The sequence below is a fragment of the Actinomadura sediminis genome (assembly GCF_042675525.1).
GTDB lineage: Bacteria > Actinomycetota > Actinomycetes > Streptosporangiales > Streptosporangiaceae > Spirillospora > Spirillospora sediminis.
This window is the reverse complement of sequence record NZ_JBHTJA010000188.1, coordinates 1-6649: the sequence shown is the minus strand read 5'-3', so window position 1 is coordinate 6649 and position 6649 is coordinate 1. Positions and strand designations below refer to the sequence as shown.

Sequence of the window (6649 nt, the reverse complement as noted above, 5' to 3'; positions counted from 1 at the left end):
GGCACCGGCGGGGAGGCGGGCGCCGGCGTCCCCGCCGGTGCCGCCGTCCCCGCCGGTGTTCTCGCCGGTGTTCTTGTCGAGGTCGACGACCTCGCCCTGGACGACGGGGCCGCGGGGCGTCCCGGCGTCGCGGCCGGGCGCGCCGAAGGGCCCGAAGCCGCCGGGACCGGCCTGCCCGAAGGGGCCCGCCCCGGGCCCGCCGGGCGGGAACATGGCGGCCGAGCGGGATTGCGCGGCCCGCATCCGGCGGGCCGCCCACCGCGACAGCAGGCTCCTGGTCAGGGGGCGGGTGAACGGCAGCACGAACGCGAATCCGATGACGTCGGTGATGAATCCGGGGGTCAGCAGCAGCGTCCCGCCGATCAGGACGAGCGCGGCGTCGGCGAGCTCGCGGTCGGGGAGCGCGCCGCGGCCGAAGGTCTCCTGCAGGGCCCGCCAGGCGCGGCGGCCCTCGCGGCGGACGATCCAGGCGCCCAGCACGCTCTCGGCGACCAGCAGCGCGACCGTCGGCCAGGCGCCGATCAGCCCGCCGACCTGGATGATCACGTAGATCTCCAGGACGGGCAACACCAGGAACGCCAGGACCAGTGCGAGCGGCAGCATGGCTCCATCTTCGGGTCGGAAATGCCTCTAAGGGGTCAACGCCGCGACGCCCCCGAACGTTTCCCCGGCGCGGCCCCGTTCACCGGTGGCGAGGACAGTGTCCGGCGGTGGTCACGGTGTCCGGCGTGGTGGTCACGGCCGGCGGGGGCCGCGGAACTTGTCGACCCGGTCGGTCATCCCCCACTGGGTGATCCGCATCGCGGCCTCGGCCATCACGTCGCGGCTCATCTTGCTGGTGCCGTGGACGCGTTCGACGAAGGTGATGGGGACCTCCACCACCCGCAGTCCCTCGCGGAGGGCGCGCAGCGCCAGGTCGATCTGGAAGCAGTAGCCGCGCGAGTCGACGTCCTCCAGCCCGATCTTCTCCAGGGTGGCGGCGCGGAACGCCCGGTATCCGCCGGTGGCGTCGTGCAGGGGGATGCCGAGCATGATCCGCGCGTAGGTGTTGGCGCCGCGCGACAGCGCCTCGCGCCGCTTGGGCCAGTTCTCGACGCGGCCGCCGGGCACCCAGCGGGCGCCGATGACCAGGTCGGCGTCCTCGAGGGCGGCCAGCAGGCGCGGCAGTTCCTCGGGCTGGTGGGAGCCGTCGGCGTCCATCTCGACCATGACGTCGTAGCCGTGGTCGGCGGCCCACCGGAACCCGGCGATGTAGGCGGGCCCGAGTCCGTCCTTGCCCTGCCGGTGCAGGACGGCGATCTGCGGGTCCTCGGCCGCCATGGCGTCGGCGACCTCGCCGGTGCCGTCGGGGCTGGCGTCGTCGACGACCAGGACGTCCACCGACGGGACGGCTTCGCGGACCCGGCCGGTGATGCGCTCGATGTTGTCCCGCTCGTTGTAGGTCGGGATGATCACGAGCACGCGCCCGAGCCCGGCCGGCATCTCCATCGGCGTCATTTCTCCTCGTCGTTGCTGTCCACGGCGTTCGTGTCGACCGCGTTCGTGTCCGCCGCCGCCCCGCCGGTCCCGTGCGCGGCCCGCGCCGTCCGTGACCGCGCCGTCCGTGCTGTCCGTGTCATGGTCCATGCGGCGGCGCAGGCGGCCAGGGCGCCCAGCGCCGCCATGGCCCATTCCGGCGCGGCGCCCATCCGGTCGGACGGCGTGGTGGACGTGCGCGCCGGGACGGTGGCGACCTGCAGGTCCCGGACGAACTCGGCGGACCGGTCGATCATCCGGCCGTCCGGTGCGACGATCGCGCTGATCCCGCTCGTCGCGGCAACCAAGATCGTACGGCCATGTTCGACCGCGCGCAGCCGGGACATGGCGATCTGCTGCGGCGGCAGGCTGGTGTGCCCGTAGGTGGCGTTGTTGGTCTGGACGACCAGCAGCCGCCCGGCGGCGACGTCGCGGACCTCCTGGTCGTAGGCGACCTCGAAGCAGATGACGTCGCCGATGGTGACGGGCCCGAGCCGCATGACGCCCGAGCGGGTGCCGTGGACGAAGTCGCGGGGGATCTGGTCGAGCCGGTCGATGAACCGCGTCAGGACGTCGCGGAACGGGACGTACTCGCCGAACGGGACGGGATGCCGTTTGACGTAGTGGTCGCCGGGGCCGGTCCGCGGGTCCCACACGATGCCGCGGTTCTCGACCTTCTTCCCGTCGGGGGTGGCGGTGAGCGCGCCGACGAGGACGGGGACGCCGACGGCCCGGACGGCGCCGTCGATGGCGGCGCGGGCGTCGGGTTCGCGGTAGGGGTCGAGGTCGCTGGAGTTCTCCGGCCAGATGACCAGTTCGGGGCGGGCGACTTCCCCGGCGCGGACGCGGCGGGCCAGTTCGTGGGTGGCCTCGACGTGGTTGTCCAGGACGGCGCGGCGCTGGCCCTGGAAGTCCAGGCCGAGGCGGGGGACGTTGCCCTGGACGACGGCGACGGTGACGGGTTCGCCGCCGGTGGGCGTGGGGATGAGCGCGCCGCCGCCGATGATCGCGGCGATCAGCGCGAGGGGAACGGCGACGGACGCGGCGGTGGCTGCGGCGGGCGCGGCCGGTATGCGCAGCGCACGCCTGCTCGGCGGCGCGCCGTCCCCGCCGGGGGACGCGCCGGTGCCCTCGCCACTGGCCTGGGCGCCGGTCTGGGTGCCGGTCTGGGGGGTGCGGGCGCGCAGGGCGGCGACGGCGGCGTAGGCGAGGAGCCCTCCGGCCAGCGCGGTCAGGAAGGTCACCAGCGGCGCGCCGCCGATGGCGGCGTAGGGGGTGAGGGGGGTGGAGGTCTGGCTGAACGCGAGCCGCGCCCAGGGGAATCCGCCGAAGGGGACGCGGCCGCGGGCGGCTTCCTGCGCCACCCACAGTCCCGCGGCCCACACCGGCCAGCCGGGGAGGCGGGCGGCGAGCGCGATCCCGGCGCCCATGGGCGCGAGGTAAGCGGCCTCGACGAGGCTGAGCAGGATCCACGCGTCCGGGCCGATCTTGACGATGCCGGTGAGGACGGGGAGGAAGAACGCGACGCCGCCGAGGAAGCCGAGCCAGGCGCCGGTGCGGGCGGTGCCGCGGACGGTGGCGGGGGCGCGCCGCAGCCCGGGGACGCCGCCGTGCAGGGCGAGGGTGAGGACGGCGACGCCGGCGGGCGCGAGCGGGACCAGGTCGTGCGGGGGGAACGCGAGCCACATGAGCAGCCCGCCGGTGACGGCGAGCAGGGTGCGGGGCCATCCGGCGGCGCCGCCGCGCCGGAACCAGGCGGCGAGGCGCCGGTGCCGACGGGGCCGGGCGTCCGGCCCGGTTCCGGTGGCGTCCCCGCCCGCGGTGCCGCCCGCGCGGCCGGCGCTGTCCGGTGCGCTGTCCGGTGCGGTGTCCGGCTGCCGGTCCGGAAGGATGTCCTGGGCCAACTCCATGCCCCGTTCGCTCGGTGTCTCGGGGTGCCCCCGACTCTCCCTGCTCGGAACGCTACCGGGCCGGGCGGGCGAGGGCGACCACGGCCGGGCGCGGGCGCGCGGGCGTGCGCGGGCGTGCGCGGGCGTGCGCGGGCAGGGGTGCGCGGGCAGGGGTGCGCGGGCAGGGGTGCGTGGTCAAGGTGCGTGGCCCGGGGCGAGGGCGGGTCGGGGGCGGGTCGGGGGCGGGTGGGGACACGGAAGAGGGCCCGTGACATCCGTCGGGCCGGAGTCGTCCCACAGGCGGTGAGAGCGAGGCTCCGTTTTCTACTGGATGTCCGGGCCCTTCCCGGGTCCAACCCCCTGGCCGATCGGGCGGCTCCGTCCGGACGCGGCGTCGGATCACCGCACTGGCTCGGGCGGGCGGGCGTGGTGCCCGGCCCCGCCGCGGCACGGTGCCCGGCAGCGTCGCGGGCGGCCGATCGGTGAGTCCCGTGCTGGACTGGAGCCGAATTTACCGGCTCTCACGGGCTTGTCAACCGCCGCATGTTCTGCGGCTACTCCCCGTTCATCCAGGTCAGCGCCATGATCGGTGGGCGGGGTGACATCCGCGCCGGTCAGGGCGCGGCGGTGCGGTCCGGCCGGTTCCGGTTTTGCGGGCGCGGCGGCCTGCCCGGCCGTGCCGCCGAGGGTGCCGTCGCGGGGCCGGCCCGGGTGCGCCGGGGCGGGTCAGCCGGGTGGTCCGGGGACGACGACGGTGCCGGTGGCGGTGGCGGCGACGACGGGTTCGGCGAGCACCTCGGCGGCCGATTCCCCCTTGTCGGGGCGTCCGCGGCACACGACGCGGGCTTCGAAGCGCAGGGTGCGGCTGCGGGTGCCGACGCGGGCGACGCGGGCGACGGTCTCCACGACGTCCCCGGCGCGGACGGGGGCGCGGAACTGCACGTCGGAGTAGGACGCGAACAGGCCCTCGTCGCCGTCGGTGCGGATGCACGCCTCGGTGGCGGCGTCGCCGAACAGGGCGAGCAGGTAGGCGCCGTCGACGAGGTCGCCGGCGTAGTGGGCGTGGGAGTAGGGGATGTAGCGGCGGTGCACAACGGTCAGGCCCAGGCGGGGGTCGGCGGGTTCGCCGGTGCCGGGTTCGCCGGTGCCGGGTTCGCCGGTGCCGGGTTGGGTCATGACGGGTCCTTTCGGCGGGCGTCCTCGGGCAGGAGGGCGTGGACGAGGAAGGCGGCGACCTCGGCGGGGGTGGTGCCGCGGCCGAAGACGCGGTCGACGCCGAGGTCGGCGGCGGTGACGGTGTCGAAGCGGGGGCCGCCGACGATGAGCAGGGGGCGTCCCATGCCGGGGCCGACGGCGGTGGGGTATTCGGCGTGGAACGCGGCGGCCATCTGCTTGGTGTTGTGCAGGTGGGCGTTGCGCTGGGTGACGACCTGGGAGACCAGGACGGCGTCGGCGTCGACGGCCTTGGCGCGTTCGACGAGTTCGTCGACGGTGACCTGGGCGCCCATGTTCACGACCTGGATCTCGCGGTAGTACTCCAGGCCTTTTTCGCCGGCGAAGCCTTTGACGTTGAGGATGGCGTCGATGCCGACGGTGTGGGCGTCGGTGCCGATGCAGGCGCCGACGACGACGAGCCGGCGGCCCAGTGCGCTGCGGATCGCGAGGTTGACCTCCTGGGCGTTCAGCAGCGGGTATTCGCGTTCGGGCGGCGCGGGGATGGAGGCGTAGTCGATGAGGTGGCGGGTCTTGCCGTAGACGATGAAGAAGGTGAAGTCGGGGCCCATCGGCTTGGCGTGGACGACGCTGGCGGGGTCCAGGCCCATCTTCCCGGCGAGCTGGAGGGCGGCGGCGTCGGCGCGGGGCCCGGCGGGGACGGGCAGGGTGAACGACATCTGCACCATGGCGTCGCCGGTGGTGTCGCCGTAGGGGCGGATGACCTGGCGGGTGTCGGCGGGGTCGGCGGGGGCCCGGGTCCCGGCCGCGGTTCCGGGGCTGTCGGCGGTCATGCGGGCACCTCCTGCTCGGCCGCGGCGCGGGCGCCGTGCGGGTTCTCGGTGTCGAGGATCTCGATGGCGGGGTTGACGTATCCGTCGGCGCGTTCGACGACGCCGTCCAGGCCCTTGCCGCCGTCGGGCGGGCGGCGGGTGACGCCGAAGGTGCCCTCGGCGATGGCGGTGAGCAGCCCGTCGTCGCCGATGCGCTCGAGCAGTTCGAGGGATTCGGCGAGGACCCGCCGGGCGCGGCGGGCGATGAGGCCGTCGGGGCGGGGCGCGAAGTCCTCGGCGAGGCCGCCGCAGGCGTCGCGGACGTAGCGGACGTTCTCCAGGGCCAGGTCGCGGTCCGACAGCCAGGGGGTGTGGATGCCCTCGGTCATCATCCCGATGAGGATGATCGACTGCCCGGTCATGACGCCGGCGAGGTTGAAGAAGGCGTCCAGCAGGTATCCGGCGAAGATGTTGCCGGTCATGTGCTTGGTGGGCGGCATGTACTTCAGCGGCGCGTCGGGGAACAGTTCCCGGACGAGCTGGGCGTGGGCGAGCTCGAGCCGGAACGACTCGGGGATCTTCGGGTCGATCTCGAAGGCGTGGCCGAGGCCGAGCTGGGCGTCGGTGAGGCCGGCCTCGTGCCCGAACCGTTCGTTGAGCAGCTGGCTGACGACGACGGTGTGGGCGGCGTCGACGGCGTCGGCGGTGGTGAGGTAGTTGTCCTCGCCGGTGTTGACGACGATCCCGGCGCGGGCGTGGATCTGCCGGGAGAACCGCTGGTCGATGAAGGTGCGGCGGGGGTTGATGTCGCGGAAGATGATCCCGTACATGCAGTCGTTGAGCATCATGTCCAGGCGTTCGAGCCCGGCGAGGGTGGCGATCTCGGGCATGCACAGCCCGGACGCGTAGTTGGTGAGCCGCACGTAGCGGCCGAGCTCGCGGGAGACGTCGTCCAGGGCGGCGCGCATCAGCCGGAAGTTCTCCTGGGTGGCGTAGGTGCCGGCGTACCCCTCGCGGGTGGCGCCTTCGGGGACGAAGTCCAGCAGCGACTGCCCGGTGGAGCGGATGACGGCAACGACGTCGGCGCCCTCGCGGGCGGCGGCCTGCGCCTGCGGGATGTCCTCGTGGATGTCGCCGGTCGCGACGATGAGGTACACCAGCGGGCGGGGGCGCCCGGCGGGGTCGGCGGGGCGGTCGGGCGGCGGCAGCTCGGCGAGCAGCCGGTCGCGTTCGGCGCGGCGCCGGTCGATGCGGGCGACG

The 6649-nt window shown here is 74.6% G+C and carries 6 protein-coding genes; all 6 read right to left on the bottom strand.

Annotation, left to right across the window (positions count from 1 at the left end; genetic code table 11):
• On the bottom strand, positions 1 to 603 hold a 603-nt coding region (locus ACFQ11_RS36710), incomplete at its 3' end, for an FxsA family protein (protein ID WP_378307396.1).
• 132 nt (positions 604 to 735) lie between these two features.
• Positions 736 to 1497 (bottom strand): polyprenol monophosphomannose synthase, encoded by a 762-nt coding sequence (locus tag ACFQ11_RS36705; protein ID WP_449193666.1) that lies wholly within the window; start codon positions 1495 to 1497, stop codon positions 736 to 738.
• Complete coding sequence (gene lnt / locus ACFQ11_RS36700; RefSeq protein WP_378307394.1) at positions 1494 to 3425, bottom strand: apolipoprotein N-acyltransferase; 1932 nt, start codon at positions 3423 to 3425, stop codon at positions 1494 to 1496. Before lnt ends, ACFQ11_RS36705 begins: the two co-directional genes overlap by 4 nt.
• 705 nt (positions 3426 to 4130) lie before the next feature.
• A complete protein-coding gene (kal, locus tag ACFQ11_RS36695; protein WP_378307392.1) occupies positions 4131 to 4580 on the bottom strand; it encodes a 3-aminobutyryl-CoA ammonia lyase in 450 nt (149 codons plus the stop codon).
• On the bottom strand, positions 4577 to 5410 hold the full coding sequence (gene kamE, locus ACFQ11_RS36690; RefSeq protein WP_378307390.1) for a lysine 5,6-aminomutase subunit beta: 834 nt from the start codon (positions 5408 to 5410) through the stop codon (positions 4577 to 4579). Before kamE ends, kal begins: the two co-directional genes overlap by 4 nt.
• On the bottom strand, positions 5407 to 6649 hold a 1243-nt coding region (kamD, locus tag ACFQ11_RS36685), incomplete at its 5' end, for a lysine 5,6-aminomutase subunit alpha (protein WP_378307388.1). The genes kamE and kamD, both read right to left, overlap by 4 nt.